16 protein-coding genes are annotated in these 22,983 nt (G+C 55.7%); 7 read left to right on the forward strand and 9 right to left on the reverse strand.

Annotated features, from left to right (window positions below; translation table 11 throughout):
* Positions 1–52 precede the first annotated feature (52 nt).
* Positions 53–1,252 (reverse strand): glycosyltransferase family protein, encoded by a 1,200-nt coding sequence (locus tag Pla100_RS27980; RefSeq protein ID WP_146582280.1) that lies wholly within the window; start codon positions 1,250–1,252, stop codon positions 53–55.
* A 323-nt stretch (positions 1,253–1,575) separates the two neighbouring features.
* On the opposite strand from Pla100_RS27980, the gene Pla100_RS27985 reads away from it, so the two are divergent.
* Positions 1,576–2,532: an HD-GYP domain-containing protein gene (locus Pla100_RS27985; protein WP_146582282.1), complete on the forward strand. Its 957-nt coding sequence runs from the start codon at positions 1,576–1,578 to the stop codon at positions 2,530–2,532.
* On the forward strand, positions 2,493–2,921 hold the full coding sequence (locus Pla100_RS27990; RefSeq protein WP_231603715.1) for a hypothetical protein: 429 nt from the start codon (positions 2,493–2,495) through the stop codon (positions 2,919–2,921). The genes Pla100_RS27985 and Pla100_RS27990 overlap by 40 nt, the downstream gene beginning before the upstream one ends.
* Positions 2,922–2,999: 78 nt before the next feature.
* On the opposite strand, the gene Pla100_RS27995 is transcribed toward Pla100_RS27990, so the two are convergent.
* From Pla100_RS27995 to Pla100_RS28015, 5 genes are all read right to left on the reverse strand, one after another.
* Positions 3,000–4,247, reverse strand: coding sequence for a LamG domain-containing protein (locus tag Pla100_RS27995; protein WP_146582284.1), 1,248 nt, complete (start codon positions 4,245–4,247; stop codon positions 3,000–3,002).
* Positions 4,248–4,302: 55 nt separating this feature from the next.
* Positions 4,303–4,992, reverse strand: coding sequence for a PAQR family membrane homeostasis protein TrhA (gene trhA / locus Pla100_RS28000; RefSeq protein ID WP_146582286.1), 690 nt, complete (start codon positions 4,990–4,992; stop codon positions 4,303–4,305).
* On the reverse strand, positions 4,989–5,966 hold the full coding sequence (locus Pla100_RS28005; protein ID WP_146582288.1) for an alpha/beta hydrolase: 978 nt from the start codon (positions 5,964–5,966) through the stop codon (positions 4,989–4,991). The genes trhA and Pla100_RS28005 overlap by 4 nt, the downstream gene beginning before the upstream one ends.
* 93 nt (positions 5,967–6,059) lie before the next feature.
* Positions 6,060–7,187, reverse strand: a complete 1,128-nt coding sequence (locus Pla100_RS28010; RefSeq protein WP_231603716.1) for an A/G-specific adenine glycosylase — start codon at positions 7,185–7,187, stop codon at positions 6,060–6,062.
* Positions 7,184–8,344, reverse strand: coding sequence for a PDZ domain-containing protein (locus tag Pla100_RS28015; RefSeq protein ID WP_146582291.1), 1,161 nt, complete (start codon positions 8,342–8,344; stop codon positions 7,184–7,186). Before Pla100_RS28015 ends, Pla100_RS28010 begins: the two co-directional genes overlap by 4 nt.
* Positions 8,345–8,787: 443 nt before the next feature.
* Here Pla100_RS28015 and Pla100_RS28020 point away from each other — a divergent pair, with 443 nt between their 5' ends.
* Positions 8,788–10,221, forward strand: coding sequence for an ammonium transporter (locus Pla100_RS28020; protein ID WP_146582320.1), 1,434 nt, complete (start codon positions 8,788–8,790; stop codon positions 10,219–10,221).
* A gap of 25 nt (positions 10,222–10,246) precedes the next feature.
* On the opposite strand, the gene Pla100_RS28025 is transcribed toward Pla100_RS28020, so the two are convergent.
* Positions 10,247–11,203 (reverse strand): WecB/TagA/CpsF family glycosyltransferase, encoded by a 957-nt coding sequence (locus Pla100_RS28025; RefSeq protein ID WP_146582293.1) that lies wholly within the window; start codon positions 11,201–11,203, stop codon positions 10,247–10,249.
* Between the two features lie 105 nt (positions 11,204–11,308).
* On the opposite strand from Pla100_RS28025, the gene Pla100_RS28030 reads away from it, so the two are divergent.
* The 4 genes from Pla100_RS28030 to Pla100_RS28045 all read left to right on the forward strand — a co-directional run bounded on the left by Pla100_RS28030 (position 11,309) and on the right by Pla100_RS28045 (position 20,398).
* Entirely contained in the window at positions 11,309–12,442 is a 1,134-nt protein-coding gene (locus Pla100_RS28030; protein WP_146582295.1) for a hypothetical protein, read from the forward strand.
* Between the two features lie 209 nt (positions 12,443–12,651).
* A complete protein-coding gene (locus Pla100_RS28035; RefSeq protein WP_231603717.1) occupies positions 12,652–13,572 on the forward strand; it encodes a DUF1559 domain-containing protein in 921 nt (306 codons plus the stop codon).
* Between the two features lie 176 nt (positions 13,573–13,748).
* On the forward strand, positions 13,749–19,877 hold the full coding sequence (locus Pla100_RS28040) for an alpha-2-macroglobulin family protein (protein ID WP_146582299.1): 6,129 nt from the start codon (positions 13,749–13,751) through the stop codon (positions 19,875–19,877).
* Positions 19,878–19,984: 107 nt separating this feature from the next.
* On the forward strand, positions 19,985–20,398 hold the full coding sequence (locus Pla100_RS28045) for a response regulator (protein WP_146582301.1): 414 nt from the start codon (positions 19,985–19,987) through the stop codon (positions 20,396–20,398).
* A gap of 107 nt (positions 20,399–20,505) precedes the next feature.
* Here Pla100_RS28045 and Pla100_RS28050 read toward each other — a convergent pair whose 3' ends face one another.
* Together Pla100_RS28050 and Pla100_RS28055 are read right to left on the reverse strand one after the other, a co-directional pair.
* On the reverse strand, positions 20,506–21,228 hold the full coding sequence (locus tag Pla100_RS28050; RefSeq protein ID WP_146582302.1) for a hypothetical protein: 723 nt from the start codon (positions 21,226–21,228) through the stop codon (positions 20,506–20,508).
* Between the two features lie 381 nt (positions 21,229–21,609).
* Positions 21,610–22,917 (reverse strand): App1 family protein, encoded by a 1,308-nt coding sequence (locus Pla100_RS28055; RefSeq protein ID WP_146582304.1) that lies wholly within the window; start codon positions 22,915–22,917, stop codon positions 21,610–21,612.
* Positions 22,918–22,983 lie beyond the last annotated feature (66 nt).

Below are 22,983 nucleotides of genomic sequence, written 5' to 3' on the forward strand. Positions count from 1 at the left end.
TGATAAAAGTAAATGAACGGTCATGGTTTCAATCGGCTCGCTACGCACTCGACTACCCAACACACTGCCGCAAACGTTCCGGGAAATCGGGAAACGCAGCACGCACGCGGGTCCAGTTCGGGATCGCCGGGTTCCCACTGGGGTCACTGGCAAAGATTTCACCGGCCTGAGTGACGCACTGCGCAAACGCTTCGATCGCGACTTCCTCACCGTGGCGATCATAAGTGAGCGAATTGACCCGCGCGTCGGTCGCGTACTGGCGAATGCAGTCCTGAGCGATCCTTAGGAACGACGCTCGAAGCGTGACAAAAATAGAATGGGAAAGAATGATCCCTTGGCTAGCAAGCGTCCGATAAATCGTCGTCAAAATATCCAGCGCCATCTTCATTAAACCACGTCCCGAATCATCGATGGACATCTCTTGGTGTTTGTGCTCATACATGCACGTTAAATCAACTTGGCAGACGCGCTTAATCGACGTGTTGCGGTAGACCTCAGACAATGTGCCGACCTCGAGTCCCCAATCGCTGGCGACCCGATTGCTGCGAGCGAGGTTTCGGGTCAGTGAGAATTCGCCTGACAATGGGTAACGAAAATTACTCAGAAATCGAACAAACTGATTTTCGGGAAAGCTCTGCATCAACGCTCGCAGAAAAGGGGCGACCAATAGCCGTACGACGCGACCGTGCATTCGATCGGTCACGCGAGCGTAATAGGCTTTGCAAAATTCGTAGTCCAAACTCGGATGGACCATCGGCAAACACAAACGTGCCAACAATTTGCGGCTATAGTCGACGATGTCACAGTCATGAAGGACAAAGGTTTCAACATTAGGATCGTCCAGTAGATAACCGAACGCTGTCCATACGCTTCGTCCTTTACCGGGAGTCGACAGCGGAATTCCCGCGTCGATTAATTCGCCGTAAAGTGATTGAACTTCGGGGCCGTCCGTCCAGAGGACTTTAGCTCGGTCCCCCAATGGTGCGATCTTGGTTTTGGTTTCATCGAAATCTGCGACGTTAGGGGCGACGCCAAGGCTGACGACGATCGAGCCGATGTAATCAGCGTCGATCAATTCGTCGACGATTTGCGTGAACGGCTCGGCTCGCATGTCCGAAGCGGTAACCGGCAACACCAATCCGATTTTCTGCTTCGCGGTGGACTCGCGAAGCATCGATTCCAGATGCTCTAAACTTCCACTACGAAGATCATGAATCGTCGTGATGAGATCATGTTGATAGAAATCCGGCATGTTGAAACGAACCTCGTACGCAAGGGGGGACGTCGCCGACTCACCGCTGGCGTTTGTCGGCCGCCTCACTTTGACTGAACGCCCGTCGGCGATCAACGCGGGGACTCTTTAACGGCGTGATCGATGCCGATTGCCCGTCATGCCGACGGATTCAGGTCCGCAAAATGTGTTCAATCGGAACCAATGTCCGCATTTCAAAACTCTGGGTGAATCCCTCTAGCTCGAAAGGCCGAAAAAATTGAAGTCCGGCATCGCCTGCGTCGTTCTGTATCGTAGGCTTCAACGGCGGAAAGTGGCTTACCGTGGTTTCCTGTTTTTAGTTCATGTTTGTCAACGAACTCATTGCGATCAGCGTCTCGACGATCTCGCCCACGGCGTCGATCGGTGCGGACCTTTATTGTCGTATCGATAATAGTGACCGTGCACAATTGTATCGTGGCGCGGATTATCCGATGAAACCGGAAGACCTCAACCGGTTGCGGTCCCGCGGGGTTCATCAACTCTTCATCGAGCGAGAGTCCCGGGCGAGATACCAGGACTATCTGCGGGAACTGGCCCAAGGCGGTGGTGACGAGAGCGCATCGGGCGAACATCGAGCAGCCGCGCTCAACGAGGTCGTTCTTGATGTCTTAGAATCGAGTTTCAAGAAGAAGGACACCAACGACAGTATCGACGCCGCCTCGCAGCTCGGTGCGATCGCCGCGAACTTGGTCACCAGAAGCGATTTCGCAGCGGGAGATCTTTTCCGTGTGCTACACCACGACTACGCCACGTTCACCCACAGCGCCAACGTAGCCTACTACTGTGGCATCCTCGCGACAGAACTGGGGTATGCCAAATCGGACGTCGAAACCATCATCGCGGGTGGCCTGTTACACGATCTAGGAAAACTCGAAATTCCCGACGCGATCCTGTGCAAGCCGGGTAGGCTTGACGAAGACGAGTTCAATGCGGTCAAGCGACACCCCAAAACAGGCTTTCTACAACTATGTCATCGCGAGGATATTTGCGAAGGACAATTGATGATGGTGTACCAACACCACGAACGACTCGACGGGAACGGCTATCCGGTCGGAATCACCGGTGACGAAATACATCCTTGGGGAAAACTGTGTGCGGTCGTGGATATCTACGAAGCCGTCACCAGCCAACGCCCCTATCGAACTCCGATGACGCGTCAACAAGCAATCGATCTGTTACGGCGCGAAAGTGGCAAAGCATTAGAAATGGAGGTGGTCGAATGTTGGATCTCGATTATTCAAGCCACTATGCCGACCTAGTCGGCACCACCGACTGGAAGATCGAACTACCGGAAGACCAAAAAGATTTCTTCTTGCAGTCCGGTATCGTTTCCACGGTCAATCCGGAGCATCGCGCGTCGCAGCGACGGATCGTTCGCGTTCGTGGATTGATGATTCTCGAAACGAAACTGCCTTCGATCCCACGCGAACGGCAATGGCTGGGCGTCTATACGAAGGATTTTTCGAAGGATGGTTGCGGGCTTATTTCGCCGATGCAGTGGTTTCCTGAAGAGATCGTTCGTTTGATCCTGCCGACGTTCTGGCTCTTGCTGAAAGTCGAACGATGTCGGCGTTGGAATCGTCATTGTTATGACGTCGGCCTTGCGTTGCTGCAACGTCACGATCCCAATCCGAACGCGTTCATTTAGGACGGTCAGTCGCGGTAGCAGATTGTGTCAAGGCGAGTCCGAAATGGGCGGTATTCAAAACAGATAAGGATGCACCGACTAACGCCGCAAACGAAGGTTTGCCAACATTTGAAGTTCGACCTGCGTTAGTGCGCGATCAAAGACCGCGACGCCACCGATCCACCCCGTGAAGCCAACGCTTCGTGAGCTGTGGATGACACGACCGATCGTGAAGGGGCCGCCACTTTTGGCGTCCTTCGGCGTGTAAAGACCGTGCGGATACCACCATGGGTTCAAACGCAATGCAACGAGGTCCCGGGAAACCTCTTTGCCTGCTTGCATGGTCACTTGAATCTTGGTGTAGCGGTGCTCTCTTAGTTCCACTCGCTTGCCCGCAGACTCAGAAATAACTTTCACGCTCAATGGACTGTCCTCGGGCGGGTTGTAGTACTGGTCCTTCGGGAATGTGGCGTCTTCTTCCGCTTCCTTGTGCGGTGTACGGGAGAAGTGTCCTTGCATGTAAGCGTTGTAGGCTGATGAGATGAGTTTGTCGTTCTTCGGCTGGTCGAGCCAACGATCGCCGGAGACGCCATCGAGCCATCCGGTCAATTCATCGTTCTGGTGGTCAAACGTCATCGCAAAGCAATGCCACGAATCGTCGAGCACATCGACGGCTGAATCGGCGGGCACTTCAGGGGACTGAGCGAGCGAATTGCATTTATGCAATGCGTACTTATTGAGAAACGAACTCGCGCCGTTCTCCGAAACATGTCCGCAGGCGCTGCCTTGTTTATTCAGTCCGGCAAAAAGGGCGTATTGACGTTGGCCCCGCTCGACTTTGGCGATTCCAGTTGTTTCGGTTTGTTTCAGATCGGTTCCTTCGTGCCAGATACCCGCCAACGCATGGTTCCCGCTCTCACGAATGGCCCACACGACCACCGACACCGAACGACCATCTCCTTTGATATCCAGAGGCGTGTCATGCAGTCGTGAACGCGGAATCAATAAGAAAGGCCGGAAGTCAGGATCCGATTCTTTCGCAATGCGGATGGCATTGCCGAACGGCCCGCGACCGAGTTGGGGGAAATCGGCGTAGGTTGCCTCACGGCCGGTACCCCAGTAATCCTTAACATAGTTGGCTGCATCAAGTGGATACTCGTTTGACGCTCCATCGGGAACGTGGGCGGTGAAGCGACGCAGACCATCCGGTTCACGTTTCACAAAGTCCCAGAAAGCGACAAGCCCAGGGATGCTGCGTACGGTCGCCTCATTCGCGACGCGATCCTCGGCCATCGAATAGCATGCACTGTTCGCAACGACGGCCAAAACGACCAGAATGGTTCTCATCGAGGGTTCTCTCAATTCAGTGCTTCGATTTTGCAGAGCCGATTGCCCCGATTGTTCATGATTCCAGTCCGTGCCCCTCGGGGAACAGAACGTACCACGCGATTCCTGCCAAATGCACGATCGACGCGGTGATCACAAATAGGTGCCAGACCGCGTGCAGGTAGGGGAATTTTCGATCGTTCATGAGGAAGATCACGCCGACGCTGTACGTGACGCCGCCGGCAAACATGGCGATCGCTAGTCCCATGGGCACTCGTCCGATCAACGGAATCGCCGGCAACCAACCCAACGCAAGGTAACTCCACGTGCTGATCGAATGGATTCGATGCCGCAGGATTGCTTTGTTGACAAAACCAGCAATCGCAGCCGTCCACATTAACGTCAGCAGAACGGTCCGTTGCTCCGGTGCAGCGTATTGATACGTGATGGGAGTGTAAGTGCCGATGATCATGAGATAAATCATCGCTTGGTCCCATGCCCGCAAGTGATCCAACAAAGGTCGCTGCAAAAAGGTGTGCGACAACGTAGAGCAAACGAACGTTCCGATAACACTTGCCCCATAAGCCGCACAGGCGATCGCCAGTCCGACTTCGATCGCGAACGCTTCGACGACCAACCAGATCGCCAGCCCGGTCCATATCGCCGCGGCGACGCCGTGCGTCAGTGCGTTGGCCCATTCTTGGTCCGGTTGGATGGGCGGCGGAGCATGAACGATCGGACTGGCCGATTTGCTTGAACTGATCATCGTGTTTCCGGTGATTTCGTTGATGCCGCGATCCAGCCGTTATCGCGAATCCATCGAATGCAAAGTTCCGGCCACAAATCATCGGCGCGACCGTCGAGGCGTGCCCCGAATCCATGACCGCTTCCAGTGAACACGTGCAACGCCGACGGTACGCCCGCCGCGTGCAACTGACGGAACATCGTGACGCTGTTCAAAACCGCGTGAGGGTCATCTTCGCCGTGGGCAAAGAACATCGGCGGCGTATCGGAATCCACCTCGATGCCTTCGATCATCTGATCCTGTTGTTCTTTTTCGACGAGCCAAGCGGGATAGACCAAGCAAGCAAAATCGGGACGGCGGATCGTTTCGTCGGACGCGTCGACCGACTCGTAGTGACGTGTCTTGGACGTTGCCGTTCGCGCGACGGCGTTGCCACCGGCTGAAAAGCCCATCGCTCCGACGTGTTGAGGTGTGCTCGAGGTGACTTTCCCGTCGCGGACCAGCGCGATCGAACGTTGGATGTCTTGGACGGCCGGCTTCCACTTCTCATCGCCCATCGGGCCGGTCGGGACTCGGTATTTCAGTACGATCGCGGTCACGCCGCCGGCTTGGAGTTGTTTGGCAACTTCGATGCCTTCGAGATCCCAAGCCAAGATGGTGTATCCCCCGCCGGGGGCGATGATCACGGCCGCGTTGGACGGCTTGCCGGTCGCATCGGCGGCTTCGAATACATGCAGTTCGACGTTGCGGACGTGTCCGAGACGGATGATCGGTGCCCCGGCGACGAGATTGCTCTTGGCATCGGAAAGGTCTCGCTCGGCTTCTTCGGTCGCCTTCCAAGCCGGCGGTTCACCCGGCCAAATTTGCACGACATGATCAGCACGCGGGATCGGAGTTTCGGCAAATAAGGCCGCCTCTGTGCGATGCAAAAGAATCGCCAGCAGTAAAGCGACTGAAATATTGAAAGTTCGTCGTCGGGGAAGGATACAACGCATTTGAGTCGTCTCGGCCGAAAGGGACACGGTTGGGGGACCAATGAGTCTAATTGACAATGACCATCGTGTAAGGAGTCTTTGGATTGTCCAGATTCAGAGACGGTCGAGCAATTTGCGGCCCGTTGTGCTCATCGGCAGCTTCGTGAGCTGTGCGGCGGTCACGAACTGGTAGTTGTCCGGTAGATCGGTGGCGTCACGTGTCCACGCCGCGACGTGTGCGTGTAGCGTAATGCGGTATTTAGTGACGGCGTGTTTGATGGTTTGCACGACCGCGCCCAATTCAATCGTGCCGCCTAATTGATGTTCGAGCCATTGAGTGAACTGGGCCGCATTTTCGGCCTCGGGCGGGCCTGCTTTGGGGAAATCCCACATTCCGGCAAAACGTGCCCCGGCGGGAATTTGCCGAACGAGCAAACGGCCGTTGGGACCGCGAACGACGGCCGCGAACTCGTTGCGAGCTTCGTACTGGGTTTTGGTGACTTTGCCGGGAATGATCGATTGCAGCCCCATGGTGTTGGCGTCGCAGAATTTCGCGACCGGACAAACCAGGCACTTCGGTTCGCGGGGAGTGCAAATCAACGCCCCGAGTTCCATGGCGGCTTGGTTAACCGCCGCCGGACCGCGATCACGGCAGGCCAGCGCGGACTTGCCGGTCGGCAACAACGATTGTGAAAATTGCCAAAGTTGGTTTTGAGACGTTTTCTCATCGACGGGAGTTTGCATCGCGATCCAGCGACTGAAGACTCGGATCGTGTTTCCTTCGAGAATCGGTAACGCTTGATTTTGCGAAATCGACAGAATCGCGCCTGCCGTGTACCGGCCGATGCCGGGTAGTGCGATCACATCGTCGTAGGTTAACGGGAAGCGAGCATCGTGGAGTTCGACGATTTTCTGAGCCGCCGTTCGTAGACTGCGGGCGCGGCGGTAGTAGCCGAGACCTTCCCACAAACGCATCAACTCGTCTTCATCGCTGGCGGCCAACGATGCTTCGTCAGGATACCGTTTGATGAATCGCTCGAAGTACGGGATCACATTCGCAATCTGAGTTTGCTGACACATGATCTCGCTGACCCAAACCTTGTATGGCGTCGGGTCGCGACGCCATGGTAAATCGCGAGCGTGTTCGGCAAACCATCTGACGAGCGCCGTTCGCAAACGACTGCGAAGTTTGGCGTTTTGGATCAATTCGGATTCGTGCTGAACAACCGGCGGCAAGTTCACTTGTCTTCCAACTTGCCTAACCGAGCGGTCGTTTGAGAGGTCACGTCGTTGCGACGGTACTCGATCTCGAGCGTGTCACCAGGCACGTGGGCATTGATCGCTTCTTGCAGGTCTTTGAATTGCCGGATCGGTTTTCCATCGGCTTGGACGATGATGTCACCTGGCAGCAAACCGGCCTGTTCGGCCGCTTTGCCAGGGATGACTTCGTTGATCAAACACTCATTAAAGTTGTCAAAGCAGCGAACGCCCAAGAAACCGCCCTGTTTGAGTTCGATTTCGAGTCCGGGCATGGTCCGGCGAAGCGCGTCGACGTTTTCGATCGGCGCGGCGGTGCCGTTGAGAGTTAAGGACACTCGAATCGGCAAAGTTGCCAATTGATCGACCAATTCACCGCTCATCGGAATGTATCGCAATTCGAGGTGCCGCAGCTCGTTCATTCCGCCGAGCGTCTTCATGGCGTCGGGATTCAGTTCGCCTTGCATCAGAGTCAGTGTTTTCAGGTCGGGCATTTGAATGACTCCGGCCAACACGTCCGGCCGAATCGCCTCACCTTTGATGCGGGCATATTCGATTTGGTCGATCCAACGCAGCAAATCAATTAACCGAGAATCGCCGTCAAACTCGTCGCCGATTTCGACAAGCACCTTGGGCATTTCGCGTGCTCCGACGATGAACTCGCCGACGCCAATGAAGACGCCATGGTTGAGCAGCACCTGAGCGGCTTCCTTGCGTCGCACTTCTCGGACTTCGCGTTCGACGAGTTGGGCACGGACTCCTTGGCTACCGCCCGACGCGGCGATCCGTCGCAAAGCGTTCCAGGCGGCATCCGGGTCGACGTCGGATTCGCCCGCCTGGGAAGCTGGGGGCTTTTCGATGTAAACGGGCTGGTCGATCGCGATTTCTTGAAGGATCGCCATGACGCGTTCGGTGGTTTCCAAGTCTCCCGAATCCAAGACGGCGGTGAGCTCCTCGACCGCTGCGGGACCGATTTCCATCAATTCGGCAGTGACCCTTCGACGCCGGAGGTATGAGTCACTGGAGAGTTCCGCGACGAGTTTTTCGATGTCGGTGGGTCTGGAATCGGGGGCGGTGGTTTCTTGAGCGGCAAGATTGTCTGCGAAAACAACGGCAAGGAACCAAGCAACGGCGTGGCTCATCGGTCCGAGCGGAAACGATCCGGCCCATGAAGGACGGGCGAGCGAGGTGATGGAACGCCGGGGATCGCTCGGAGGTGCGGAAAAGACCAAGGGGCTGCTTTGGGAAGGGCGAAAGATGAATACGAATCGCTCGGGTATCCGACCCACTCGCGTGACCTTATTATTCTAGCGAATTGACCACGGTGACCAACGACCCGTGAAAGACGTTTGACGTTTTTTGCGGATCAGGCGGGTTGCGTCATCGGATTCCCCACCCCCACTCGGAGTCGACTGATCCCATGATTTCCTGTCTTGTCTCGTGTTCCCGTCCCGTTCCATTGCTCCTCTCGTTCGGAATTGACGCCGAACGGGGCCGCGTTGTTCGGCAACGAGACCGCGTTTTTGTGCGTTGGCCGATGGTCATGATGTTGATCCTATCGGGTTGCCTTTTCGGGGCCACCGCGATGGCTCAAGAAAATACCTCCGAGGACAGCAAGGCTCCCGGCGGGAATACGACGGTCGTGGAAGAGCCCGTCGCCGAAGCCCCCGTGCTCGACGAGTCGGCTCCGGCGGAAATTACTTTGGAGAGTTTACAAGCGGGTGTGGAAGATGCGGCCATTGCCGGTCACAACGGTTGGATGTTGGTTTGCTGTGCGTTGGTGCTGTTCATGACCGCGCCGGGGTTGGCGATGTTCTACGGCGGATTGGTGCGTCGCAAGAACGTGCTCAGCGTGATGATGCAGTGCATCTTCTTGATGGGATTGATGACCGTACTTTGGGCGTTGTACGGGTATTCGTTGGCGTTCGGCGGCGACGGACGTTGGATCGGTAACGGCGACTACTTATTCATGAACGGCGTTCAACGTTATTGGGACGATGCAACCGGTGCGGCGGTCACACCGATGTACAACGGAACGTCGATGACGATGCTGACCCATATGCTTTTCCAGGGCATGTTCTTCATCATCACGCCGGCTCTGATTTGTGGCGCGTTTGCCGAACGGATGAAGTTTAGCGCGATGGTTGTGTATTCCATTCTTTGGGGCACGTTGATCTATTGCCCGCTGTGCCACTGGGTTTGGGACGGCGGACCGCTCGCGTTCGGTGACAACGGAATCGCCGGCGGCGCGTTGGACTTTGCCGGTGGAACGGTCGTTCACATCAGTAGCGGGATCTCGGCGCTGGTCGCGGCGATCTTGATCGGTCCTCGAATGGGATATCCGAAAGAACCGTTGCAACCCCATAACTTGACTTACACCGCCTTGGGTGCGGCGATGTTGTGGTTCGGTTGGTTCGGGTTCAACGCGGGCAGTGAGCTGGCGTCGGACGGATTGACCAGCAGCGCGTTCGCGGTAACCCACTTCTCCGCCGCCGCCGGTGCCGTCGCCTGGGCGCTTGCCGAATGGATCACACTTCGCAAGCCGACCGTCTTGGGTGCGAGCAGCGGCGCGGTCGCTGGTTTGGTTTGCATCACGCCGGCGGCAGGTTTTGTGCAGCCGATGCCCGCGTTATTCATGGGCGCGTTGGCGGGCGTGGTTTGTTTCTGGTCGTGTTCACGACTCAAGCACATGGTCGGCTATGACGACGCGCTCGATGCGTTCGGTGTTCACGGAATCGGCGGGACGCTCGGTGCGATCCTTACCGGTGTGTTCGCAACCCGCGCCGCATGGGACGTCAGCGAAGGAGTGCCGATCGGAATGATCGAGTCCGGCGGCGATGTGAAGTTGGTGATCGGGCAAATCGTTGCGGTCGTCATCACTTACGTCTTTGCCGGAATCGGTAGTTTGATCCTACTGAAGGTGATCGACGTGTTGATCGGATTGCGGGTTCCTGCCGAAAGCGAGCAACGCGGCCTGGATATCGTCGACCACGGCGAAGAGGGTTATCAATTCGCCTAAGCCGGCAACGCCGCGGGGGTACCATTCACGGACACATGCCCCAACGTTTGACCGTTTGTTGCCAGTCGCCGATGAGCGATTTGGCAAGGAACCAAGCGTTGGAGGCGTACCGTGGAATCAACCGCGTCGGATCGCTGAGCATGCGATAGGCCCATTCCATTCCGAATCGTTGGTAGATCTCCGGAGCCCGGGTGGCGGTTCCAACGATAAAGTCGAACGAGGCTCCAAGCTGAATGCAGCACGCCGGACCGAGCAAACGTCGGTTTTGATGGATCCATTTCTCACCCTTGGGTTGACCAAAAGCGACCAGAAGTAGATCGGGTTTGGCGTTTCGGATCATCGCGAGTTGTTCAGCGTGTTCTTGTTTGGATAGCTTGCGAAACGGCGGGCAATGAGATCCCGCGATGACCAGTCCGGGATACAGTTCTTGCAATCGTCTCGCGCATGAATCTGCCACGCCCTCGGCACCGCCGAGAAAATAAACTCGCCAACCCTTCTTGGCAGCACGTTCGCAAAGATGAAAGATCATTTCACTGCCGGCGACCCGTTCGGGAAGTGGGTTGTGTTCGAGCAGACTTCGCCACACGATCGGCTGACCGTCGGCAAGGATCAAATCGGCGTCATAAGTGATTTGACGGACGACCGCATCGCGATCGTGCAACATGCAATAGTTCACGTTTGCTGTGATCACGTAGCTCGATCGCCCCGAGCGAACGAGTTCACCGATCGCATCGACGCTTTCGGCTAATGTCAGACGATCGAACGGAACATTCCAAATCGTGACGGTTTCGCGAACCGAACGAGAAAGTGCCGAGTTGGCCGCCGGGGCAACATATTCCACTGGCGAAGCGACCGGTTTTTCCGATCGTCGCGGTTGTGAGGTCGGAGCCGGTGCGTTGGGAACGGGTGCCTTGGGGACAACGACGGGAACAACAACGGGAACCGCAGTGGCGGTGTAGGTGGGGTCGATCGCAGAGTTCATGTTGATTGGAAAGTTGGGACATTCGGCTACGAAAAATCGGTCTCTAGCGTTACCCTAGGTCACAAAATGCCATCGATCCGGTTCTTTATCCCCAAAGCATTCTGAATGTTGCTGCTGACTTTCGAAGGTCTATCACCCGCTTCGCTGTCGTGTTACGGAGCGTCGTGGAATCGCACCGAATCGATCGATGCGATTGCCGCAGACGGGGTCGCTTTCGACCGGGTGATCGTCAATCACACCGATCCGCTACGGCAAGTATCTGCATGGTTGCGTAAGCCCGGTTTCATCGCGGACCGATGCACGCTCGTCACCGACGACGAACGATTCGCTGACATCGACGGAATCGATCGCGTGGGCGAGTTAGTTCTCTTGCCGGTGCGGGCGGGCGGGGTGGCCGATTCGATCGAAGGCACTTCACTCGCGGCGCTCGCGGCGGTGGCGGCGGAACAGATCGCGATGGACGAACATGTTTGGCTGCACAGTCGTTTTCTCACGCGTTGTTGGGACGCACCGCGGAATCTCTTTCCGATCGAGCACCTCGATAACGAGGACGACGGACCGTTGGATGAATCCGAAACGATCGAAGAGGAAATCGCGCACGCCGAACGACCGACCGTGGAAACCGCGCGGGTGCCCTCGATCTTGGACGTCTGGCAACCGCCCGCCGTAACGCTTTCTCAAAAAGACGACCCCGACTGGATCATGGCCTGGATGCGAACATATGGATGCCAAGTCCGATTAATTGATGAAATCGTCGGATTGCTAACCGACATGGCGGCCGAACACCATCGTGGCGGAATTGCGGTCGCGGGAACGAGTGGATTTGCACTCGGCCAAAACCAAGCGATCGGTCATCAACAAGGACCGCTGCGATCGTGTCACCTTCATGTTCCGTTCTTGATCCAGCGTTTTGATTTGGCGACATCCGATTGCACCGGAATCCGAAACCGCCAAGTGATTGGTTTGGATCGATTGGGCTCGATCATCGACGACGAGCATCATTTCGACGCGATCAACGGTCCGACTCAATGGGCCAGTCCAGCAAAAGAAGACTCCATCCTCACATACCACGACGATCGTCCCGTCGCGATCAATACTGATCAGTGGTTCTACGTCGACGAGGATCACGACGGGAAGATAGGGAAGTTATTCTTAAAGCCCGACGATGCCAGCGACGTCAACGACGTTGCCCGTTTGCGTTCCGAAACGAGCGAAGAGTTGGCAGCAAGGCTGGCTTAAAAAAAAACACCTCCATTGGAGGCGAACCGCCCACCCGGATTCGTTATACTCACGAGAACTAAGTATCGCGGGATCAATAAGTGAAACATTTGTAGTGGATCTTGTTAAAGATCCTCCTGCAAAGGGATCTTTAACAAGATCCACTACGTCAGTTGATGATCCCGCGATGCTAATTACTGAACGTTTGGTCTCAGGCGAATCGAATGAACATGTTTGGTACTCGGACTCGATCGCGGATCGGGTTTACGTTGATCGAGTTGCTCGTCGTGATCGCCATTATTGGCGTGCTCGTTGGTCTGTTGTTGCCGGCCGTTCAGGCGGCTCGGGAGGCTGCCCGTCGGATGAGTTGTTCGAACAACATTCGGCAAATCGGTTTGGCGTTTCATAACTATCATTCCGCCTTTGAGATGCTACCGCGACAACAGCAACCCGTTCACGGCCATACCTGGGCGGTGGCACTGCTGCCGTTTATCGAACAGCCCGGTATCTACGAACGATACGATTTCCATGTTGATTGGGATGCGATTGAAAACCGCGACATCATCGCGACCAACATCAATAGCTACTTGTGTCCGTCGACTCCTGACAATCAATTGCTCGATACGACCGGAGGATTCGACTCTGCTACGACCGATTATGCTCCGCCCGGATCGATCGCTTCTGATTTAAACAACTCGGGTTTGATTACTCGGCGGTATAACAATCGTGGGCTACTCTCCGGGACACACTTGGACCGATTCCGTGACGTCCTGGACGGGCTGTCTAACACTCTGTTCTTGACCGAATGTTCAGGACGGCCGCAATACTTCGTTCTGAATCGTTTAGGGCCGCAGGTCAACGACGACGGGTGCAGCAACGCTAACGTAACTGAATGGCTGTCCAAATTGGGAGGATGGGCCAACCCCGGCAATGGGATTCCGATCCACGGGTTTCAAGCGGATGGACTCAATTGCACGGGCCCCTACGTGATCAATAAAACGAACAACAACGAGTCTTATTCGTTTCACACCGGCGGGCTACAAATCACTCTCGCCGACGGCAGCGTGCGGTTCATCAGTGAACACATCGACGCGGAAATCTACGCGTCGCTGGTGACGTATCAGGAACGCGAAGTGATCGAAGAATTTTAAAGGCGATCGCTAAACCGAAAAATTTCACCTAATGAATTCGGTTGAGACTCGTTATCTTGATGGTTCCCCATCTCTTCTCCGGCTTTCGCCACATCCACGGCACGTCCACCATGAACGCACGCCCACGACTTTTCGGTTTCTTCGCAGTTCTTTCAATCCTAACGGCGGCTCTGGCTATGTCCGATGCTCAAGATCAAACGCCTGCGGAATGGAAACCGGTTTCCGAAGCGATCAATCGCGGTTTGCCCAAAACCGCGATCGCTGAACTCGACAAGATTCTAAAAGAGTCGATTGCGAAGGAGCAAAATGCATTAACCGTCCGAGCCCTCGCCACTCGGGCCACGCTCGATGGACAACTCGAAGGCCGAGATGAAATCCACCGGATCACGCGGTTACAATCCGAACTCGAAACGGCCCCCGCCCCGACCCGACCGATCCTTCGCGCGATTCTCGCGAATTGGCTTTGGGGATACTACCAACAAAACCAGTGGCGGTTCCGCGACCGGACGGAAATCGACGAAACCGGGGTTCAAGATGCCGCCAATGATGCTGATGAAGCGATCGAACCATTGCCGATCCGTTCGGCCGAGGATCTGGCGACGTGGAGCCGACAGAAAATCATCGCTCAAGCGACACTGATGTTCCAAGCCGCACTCGCCGATGAAGCGGTTCTGCAAAACACGCCGATCGCAACTTACGACGACCTGCTCGTCGGCGGCAACGCCCCTGAGGAATATCGCCCGACGCTGTGGGACTTTGTCGTTTCCGATGCGATCGAGTTTTACCGGGATGCCGACGAAACGTATGCCGGACCAGCGAATGAATTTGAACTGCCATGCGAGTCGGCGATTTTTGACGACACCGATCAATTCCTTGCTTGGGACGTCCCCAACACAGACACACAATCGCCGCTGCATCGTGCGACCCGTTTGTATCAACAATGGATCGCCTATCACACCAAAAAGGGCAATCAAGCCGCTCGACTCGATGCGGACTTGCATCGTTTGCAGTTCGCCGCCGAAGAGGCCATCGGCGAGTGCAAGGACGAGCGATACCTTGAGGCGTTACGAGTATTCGCGAGTTCCAACGCGTCACACCCGATTTCAGCGAGAGCTCAATATCAACTCGCTTCAAACGTCAATGATAACGGTGACCCGGCGACTGCCCGACAGATTGCTCTGGCCGCCACCCAAGCCCACCCGAAAAGTATCGGAGCGGCGCAGTGCCGATCGCTCGTCGATCAGATCGAAGCCCCATCGATCTCCGTGACCACCGAGCGGGTTTGGAACCCGGCTCTTGATCAAGAAGTTCGACCGGAAATCAACGTTACTTACAAGAACCTCGAGAAAGTCTTCTTTCGCTTGGTTCCGATTGATGTCGAGAAGGTTTTGAAGAACGGCCGTGACGCGACGCAGTTGAGCGGCAACGAACGGCAGGCTTTGATCAACGCCAAGCCCGCGAAAGCCTGGGACGTGTCCCTGCCCAAAACCGACGATTATCGCACCAACACGAACGCTGTGTCTGCGGTCATGGATGGATTGAAGGGCGGCTATCATCTGATCGCCTCGACGTCCGCATCGTTCCCCAACGAAGACGAGTACACCGCCTTCACCGAAGTCTGGGTGTCCGAACTGTCGATGGTCGTGCAACTTGATTATGGAAACGGAGCTCTTCAAGGATTTCTCGTCCGCGGTAAAACGGGGCAACCCATCGCGAACGCCGATGTCCGAGTGACCGGCCGCGATCAAAACCAAATACGTCGCGGCCAGCCCGACAGTGTTTCGATCAAAACGCTGGCGGAACTCAAAACGGATCGAGAGGGCAAGTTTACCTTCACCGGAAAATCGATTCGCGACATTCGTTTTTTCGCCAAGAGCGGAAACGAAAGCTTGCTGTCGGATGAGTATTACACCTATCAGAACAACGACCGACCTCAACCAACGCAAACCCGCAGCTTCTTTTTCACCGACCGGGCCATCTACCGTCCCGGTCAAACGGTGAAATTCAAAATCATCGCGACGCGTTCCAATCCGCAAACAAATCTCTACGAAGTCGCCACCGGTGCCACATTGAACGTCGAATTGATCGACGCCAACGGCAAAGTCGTCCAGACCCAAAGCCTACGAACGAACGAGCACGGCAGTTGTCACCATAGTTTCAATCTTCCCTCCGGCGGATTAACCGGACGGATGATGTTGCGAATCAACGGCGAATACAGCGGTGCGGCTTCGTTCAACGTGGAAGAATACAAACGCCCGAAATTCGAAGTCGAATTGGACAAACCCGAAGCGCCGGCCCGGTTGGATCAGGAAGTGACCGTCCCGGGGGTTGCCAAGTCATACACGGGAGCACCGATCGACGGGGCCTCGGTCTCGTACACCGTCACCCGCCAAACGCAAATGCCGCCTTGGTTCGGATGGCGTTGCTGGTGGATGCCGTTGCCACCGGCGTTCCCGCAAACGATCGCGACGGGCGAAACGTCAACCGACGAACTTGGCAAATTTGAGGTTCAGTTCCCAGCGATTCCGGACTCGTCCGTTGATCGCAAGAACGAGCCGGTGTTTCGTTATACCGTCACGGCCGATGTCACCGACACGACCGGGGAAACTCGCAGCGATACCTACACCGTCGCGGTCGGATACGCGATGATTACCGCAACCCTCGCGGTCGAAAACGGAGACTGGTTGACCGACGAAGAGCCGATCAAGATCGACGTTCGCACCCGAACGTTGCAAGACGCGCCCGCATCGGCGAGTACCAAGATTCAAGTCCACCGATTGCAACCGCCTAATCGAATCGGACGTAAGCCGATCGGCGATTCCATGCCGATTCCGTTTGGCGATGAGTTTGGTGCCAAGAATGCCGATCCAGAAAACATCGTGGTCGATCATGATCCCAATTCATGGCCGGTCGCCGAGACGGTCGAAGTTTTCGAAGTGACGACCGACGCGAGTGGCAATGGATTGGTGAGCGTGAAGCTGAAGCCGGGTTTCTACCGTACCGAATTATCGGCCGTCGATTCAGCGGGCCAAGAAGTGTCGGCGATTCTGCCGATGCGCGTGATCGATCCCGACGCGACCGATTGCGACTTGCCGATCGCCTCGTTCGTGACCATGCCGACCGCGACGGTTCAGCCCGGCGAGACGTTTCTCGCGATCTGGGGAAGCGGTTACGAGACCGCCCGAGCGTTCGTCGAAATCGAACATCGCGGCAAGATCTTGCAGAGCTACTGGACACCGGCTGGTCAAACGCAGGTCAAGATCGAGCAAGCGGTCGATGAGTCGATGCGGGGCGGGTTTCAATTGCGGGTCTTTAGCGTCCACGAGAATCGGCTCTACGTCGAGCAAGCACGCATTGACGTACCTTGGTCGAACAAGAACCTGAGCGTGCGATGGGAGCGATTCGTTTCCAAACTCAAGCCGGGTCAAACGGAAACCTGGACCGCCGTGATCGAAGGTGCGACCGAGGATGAAAGCGGTAACGTGCGGATCGCCGAGATGGTCGCGACCCTTTATGACGCGTCCTTGGAATTGTTCACACCTCACCGTTGGGCCGGCGGCTTTGGGTTGTTCTATCAAGACAGCGCTCGCAAACACAACAAAGATCAAAACTCGCTCGCGACGTTGCAATTGATCAGTGCTTTGAAGACAACGATCTCGCCGTCGTCTGCGATTAGTTACCGCGACTATCCGGCCGAATTGCTTTCGATCCATGGATATGGCCGAGCATTGGAAATGAGGAGCTTTGGGATGCAACGACGCGGCGGCATCGCGATGGCGGATTCGATGGGCATGGAAGCCGAAATGGCATTCGCGCCCGCGCCGGCGGCCGCACCCATGATGGCGAAATCGGCCGCGATCAGCGGCGACTTCGCGGTCGCGGGATCCGCAGCCGAACAAGAGCAAGACGATGCCAACGGATCCGGTCCGCCTTCGAATAAGCCCGATGTTGATCTGTCCGATGTTTCGCCTCGCCGAAACCTGAACGAAACGGCATTCTTCTTTCCTGAATTGACCGCCGACGAGAACGGTCTCGTGGCGATGAAGTTCACGATGCCTGAAGCGCTCACACGTTGGCAATTGATCGGATTCGCCCACACCAATGATCTTGCCGGCGGTTCGATCCGCGACACCGCCGTCACCAGCAAAGACTTAATGGTGCAGCCGAACCCGCCACGGGTCCTCCGCGAAGGTGACCAGATCGAAATGACCGTTAAGGTCACCAATCAATCGCCGACGGCGCAAACGGGTACCGTTGCACTGCAGTTCAATGACGCGAGAACGGGCGAGTCGGTGGATGCCAAACTAGGCAATGCCAACGTGCGGCAATCGTTCGATATACCCGCCGGACGTTCGGAATCGTTCTCCTGGGCGATTTCGGTTCCCGACGGCATCGGCTACCTCACTTACAAGGCGGTTGGTTCGACAGGCCGGTTGTCCGACGGGGAAGAAGGCTATTTGCCGGTCCTGTCACGCCGGATCCTGGTACACGAGTCCATCGCATTGCCGATCGACGGAGCCGAAACGAAAACGTTCACGCTCGACAAACTGCTCGAGTCCGAAGACAGTTCGATCGATAGCGAATCGTTGACCGTTCAGATGACGTCCAACCCGGCTTGGTACGCGATCATGGCGTTACCGTATCTGATGAAGTATCCGCATGAATGCAGCGAGCAAACGTTCAACCGCTTGTATGCCAACCTGCTCGCTCGCCACATTGCCACGTCTGATCCGAAGATCGAGCGGGTTTTCAACCAATGGCGCAATCAACCGGTCGCGGCCGGGCGAGAAACGCTTGACAGCCCGCTTGAACAAAACGAAGACATCGCGTCGATCGCATTGACCGAAACGCCTTGGGTGCTTGAGGCGGAATCCGAATCGGAAGCCCGTCGCAATGTCGGCATTCTGTTCGATCAAAACCGCACGAATGACCAAGTCGATCGATGGACACGCCGACTCGCCGAGATGCAATTGCCCGACGGACAATGGCCGTGGTTCTCGGGCGGCCGTTCCAATTCCTTCATTACGCTTTACATCACGACCGGTTTCGGACGCTTGCGTCACCTCGGTGTGGAAGTTGACATGCGTTCGCCGCTGAAAGCATTGCAGTCGCTCGACCGATTCGCACTCGAACAATACAACGAACTGAAGAATCGAAAACCGGTCCGCGACCATAACTATTTGTCGCCGTCGATCGCGTTGTACCTGTACGGGCGAAGCTTCTATTTGAACGATCAACCCATCGATCCGGACGCCAAGATCGCGGTCGACTATTGGCTCGATCAAGCCGTCGAACATTGGTTGTCGTTACGCGGTCGCATGAGCCAAGCCCACGTGGCACTGGCGCTGAAACGTTTCGGTCGGACCAAGGAAGCACTCGCGATCACGACTTCGTTGAAAGAACGCAGTGTCACCGACGAAATCGGTATGCACTGGAACGATGAAGTCCGTGGTTGGTTTTGGTACGAAGCCGATATTGAATCGCAAGCGATGATGATTGAAGCATTCGATGAGGTGGCCGACGATCGATCGTCGGTCGAGTCCTGCAAGGCATGGTTGCTACGACAGAAAGAAACGCGTTCGTGGGACACGACCAAGGCGACCGCCGACGCTGTTTACGCCCTGTTGTTGCGAGGTGTCGATCTGCTCGCCGATCAAACGCTCGTGGACGTGAAGGTCGGGCAACAACCCGTCGATCAGTCCGATGTCGAAGCCGGCACTGGATTCTTTCAGCAACGTTTCACCGCAGATCAAATCGCCCCTTCGATGGGATCGATTACCGTCACCAAGACCACCCCCGGGATCGCTTGGGGCGGGGTTCATTGGAAGTACTTCCAAAATGTCGATGAGGTGAAACCACATGAAGGCACACCACTGACGATTGAAAAGCAATTGTTCGTTGTGCGCGACACACCGACGGGCGAAGTGATGCAGCCGATCGTTGCGGGTGAATCCAAGCAAGCGGTTCAAGTCGGTGACGAGATCGTTGCTCGTTTGATCATCCGAACCGATCGTGCGATGGAGTTCATCCATTTGAAAGACGGTCGGGGCAGCGGAACCGAACCGACGAACGTCTTGTCGGGATACCGTTATCAAGACGGGATCGCTTACTATCAAAGCACGCGTGACGCGGCAGAGCATTTCTTCATCGATTACCTGCCCAAAGGAACCATCGTATTGGAATCGCGAAGCCGAGTGCAATTGCGGGGCGAGTATCAATCCGGCTTGGCGACGATCGAGTTGATGTACGCGCCCCAGTACAACAGCCATTCGGAAAGCCACGTGCTCAAAGTCAAGCCAAACTAATCCTGGTCTTACCATCACAACGAATGCCATCAAACTTGCGTGGCAGGTGTTGTTGTAACGGCGTTAGGCATGACAATTGCTCCTAAAATAGCAATTCAGGTATCCCCATGTTGAGACGCTCCGAAACGAACGATCCCCCGGTCCACGCTGCCACCGTCTTGGTTGTCGACGACACGGCTTCGGCCCGCTACCTTGTCACCACGACGCTGGGACGATTGGGTTTCTCAACCGTGATCGCCGGCAACGGCCAGACTGCGCTCGAAACTCTGCGAGATTCTCAACTGGACGCGATCGTGACGGATTTGGAGATGCCGGAAATGGGCGGCGAAGAACTGATTCGAGCCGTGAGAAATCATCGGGATCGCAGAATTCGCAATCTGCCGATCATTGTGTGCACTTCCAAGGTTGACGCGTCTACGCTCGCTACGTTGGCACGTTTGGGTGTGAATGCGGTCGTTCCCAAACCGGTCGATGTTCGGTTGTTGGTCGAGCACGCGATCAAATTGTTCAAGATCGCCTGATCTGTCGGCTCGCGCGTTTTGAAGTGACGCTCGTATTGAGTTGTTCAGGTTACAACTTCAAAACTCCCGAGTCGGGCTTCATGACAGCTGCGATTGCCGCTTATGTTTCAGCTTTTGAAAGGGGGCGACGGTTTGTCTTTCAGGACCGTTTGCGACGCATAGGCCAGGACATCGACGGCGATGTCGGCGATGATCACTCGCCCTTTAGCAAGCCAAGCGGCGGCGAAGGACCAAACAGCGATCCACTCCATCCAGAACAAAAAATTGTAGTCGTTGAAGATTTCTTTCCATCGGGCTGGGATGAGGAATAAGTAGGCTCCCATCGTCATCATTGAGAACAAGATCACCAAACCGCTCGTGCGATAAATCCAGCTTCGCTCGCGTAAGTGTGGTTCCTTCTCAAGAACGGAGTCACGTGGGAAATGGTATAACGAGTAAACAGCAAGGGTCAGAAAGAACACGCCACCGCTGAATGTGTGCAAGTATCCATGAATGGTTCGCTGGAAAAGCGGATCGCTATTAAAATCGAGCGGAAACAAAGCCACGCCCAGTGCGGAGGCGCCTCCGATATTCGCCGTCCAATTTTCGATCCGGTCATATCCTTGATAACAGAACAGGAAGACGCCGATTGCACACAAAGTGCCGACGAAAATATCCCGCATCGGGGTATGGTAGTAACTACTCATGTTTTCCTGAACAGAAACCCCGGCAATCCAACCGCCGACTAGCAACACAAGCGGAAGGGCGAGGCCGCTCAAGCCGACCGCGCGCCGAATGGTCAAGTAAGATGCCACCAAAGTACTCGCCCGCTCGGGTGAATCGTCAATCATGAGCGTCCAGCGCGGAGGAGTATTCGTAGGTAGAAAACGGAGGAACCGGCAACGGGCCATGCACGGGAGTCGGAGCCAACTTTAGTGTACGTCCCTGTATCGGAAACAGATCACGAAGATCAAAATGGTTTTCGCCTTTTCGATCAATCGGCAAAAGTGAAGTGAAAGGCCCATTTAATTTCGTGCAGTCCGATGCGATGGTCAAGATCGTCGGAATGATTTCAGGGTTATCGCTAAGCTCGACACTCTATCTTCGCCGGGCAGTTGCGGTCCACTCCGGTCGCGATCAGTTCATCCGCCCGATCGGCGATTCCGGTACGCGGCTTCATTGGCGGCTTGCTTTTTTGGAAAAACGCAGAAGCAATCGTCGACGTGACCGACTTATCGATCCTCCTCGGATTCAACACTGACGCTCGGTGGTACGTCGCCGGCGGATCGCGTTTCAAGCGCGTTACGTATCGCGCCTTGGTCAACGGCACGCCGAGTTTGTCCTTGGGTGCGTTGTTTGACTTCTCGCGTTTTGGGGTTTCTCGAATGTTGATGTTCAGATTGTTGTTCCAGAAGGACTTCTTGCAGTGCCGAGCGGGAGATCAGGCCGTGTTCGGCAGCGTGTCGCGCCATCGCAAAGCTATCGGGGGCCAGCATCAACGAGCTACCCGCCGAAACGACTTGTTTCGCCAGTTCCTCGATCGCCCGGACTCGGTCGTCTGAACGACTGACGTTGCGGATATAGACCGCTTCAACTCGACCAGGATTCTCCTGGACGATCTGCGCATAAATTTCGGGATCATGCTGTCCACTGTCGCCGATCAGCACGAATGGCAGGTCATGATACAGACTCAGCATGTCGCGAATGAGATTGAGTTTGTGATCTTCCGCCGGCGGCGGAAATGGACGCTGTAGCGACATGCCCCACTCACGAAGAAACAAGATAGGGCCGACGGGAATTCGGTGGAGGCGAAAGAACTCCTGCAAAATCTCATAGATGCTCCAAGGTCCACGCGAAACGTAAAGCATGGGATTGAACTGCGTTTGCGAAGGACCGTTGTACAAGCCGCGATACAGCGCGGCAACGCCGGGAAACGCGACACGACTTTCAGGCCCTAACACGAACAATCGCCACATCATCTTCAGTTTATTGACGACGCCAGTGAGCATCACCGTATCGTCAATATCGCTGATGATAACACGCACCGCATTGGTCGACGGGACGAAGACGTGCCCTTGAACGCGGACACCAGCATCGTCGGCTAATTCCGTTGGTGCGACTAGTTGGAATTCAACTTGGTGCCACTGTTTATCCGGGCTGGGGCGTCGTGGCACTTGCAGGCGAGCCCGAAAGTAACCGTCTCGATCGGTCTGCACTCGTGCGATCGCGACATTGACAGTTGTCGGCGAATCGTGCTTCACCGTTAAGGTGGCATTCCCGACACCTTTGCGAAACACGCGACGAATCACATCAAGCAAATCCCGGTTCGCAAAAGACGCATTAAGCCGAGATGCCAAGCGTGGCTGCTGGAAAACACGTCCGACCAAGAAAAGCTCGTCCGCCGATCCATAACCCCGGTACGGCTGAATCAACACGCCGCCTTTCCCATAATCTTTCCGCACGGGCAAGGCGATCACGTGCGCTAAACGACGTACTAACCGACGACCGGATTGGTAAATGCTACGAAAACTGGTGGACATGTGAACGATAGGCGACCACAAAACGGTGGGTGGACTCGAAACCAAAACGCTAGCAGGAGCGCCGAA

The organism is Neorhodopirellula pilleata (assembly GCF_007859915.1).
GTDB lineage: Bacteria > Planctomycetota > Planctomycetia > Pirellulales > Pirellulaceae > Rhodopirellula > Rhodopirellula pilleata.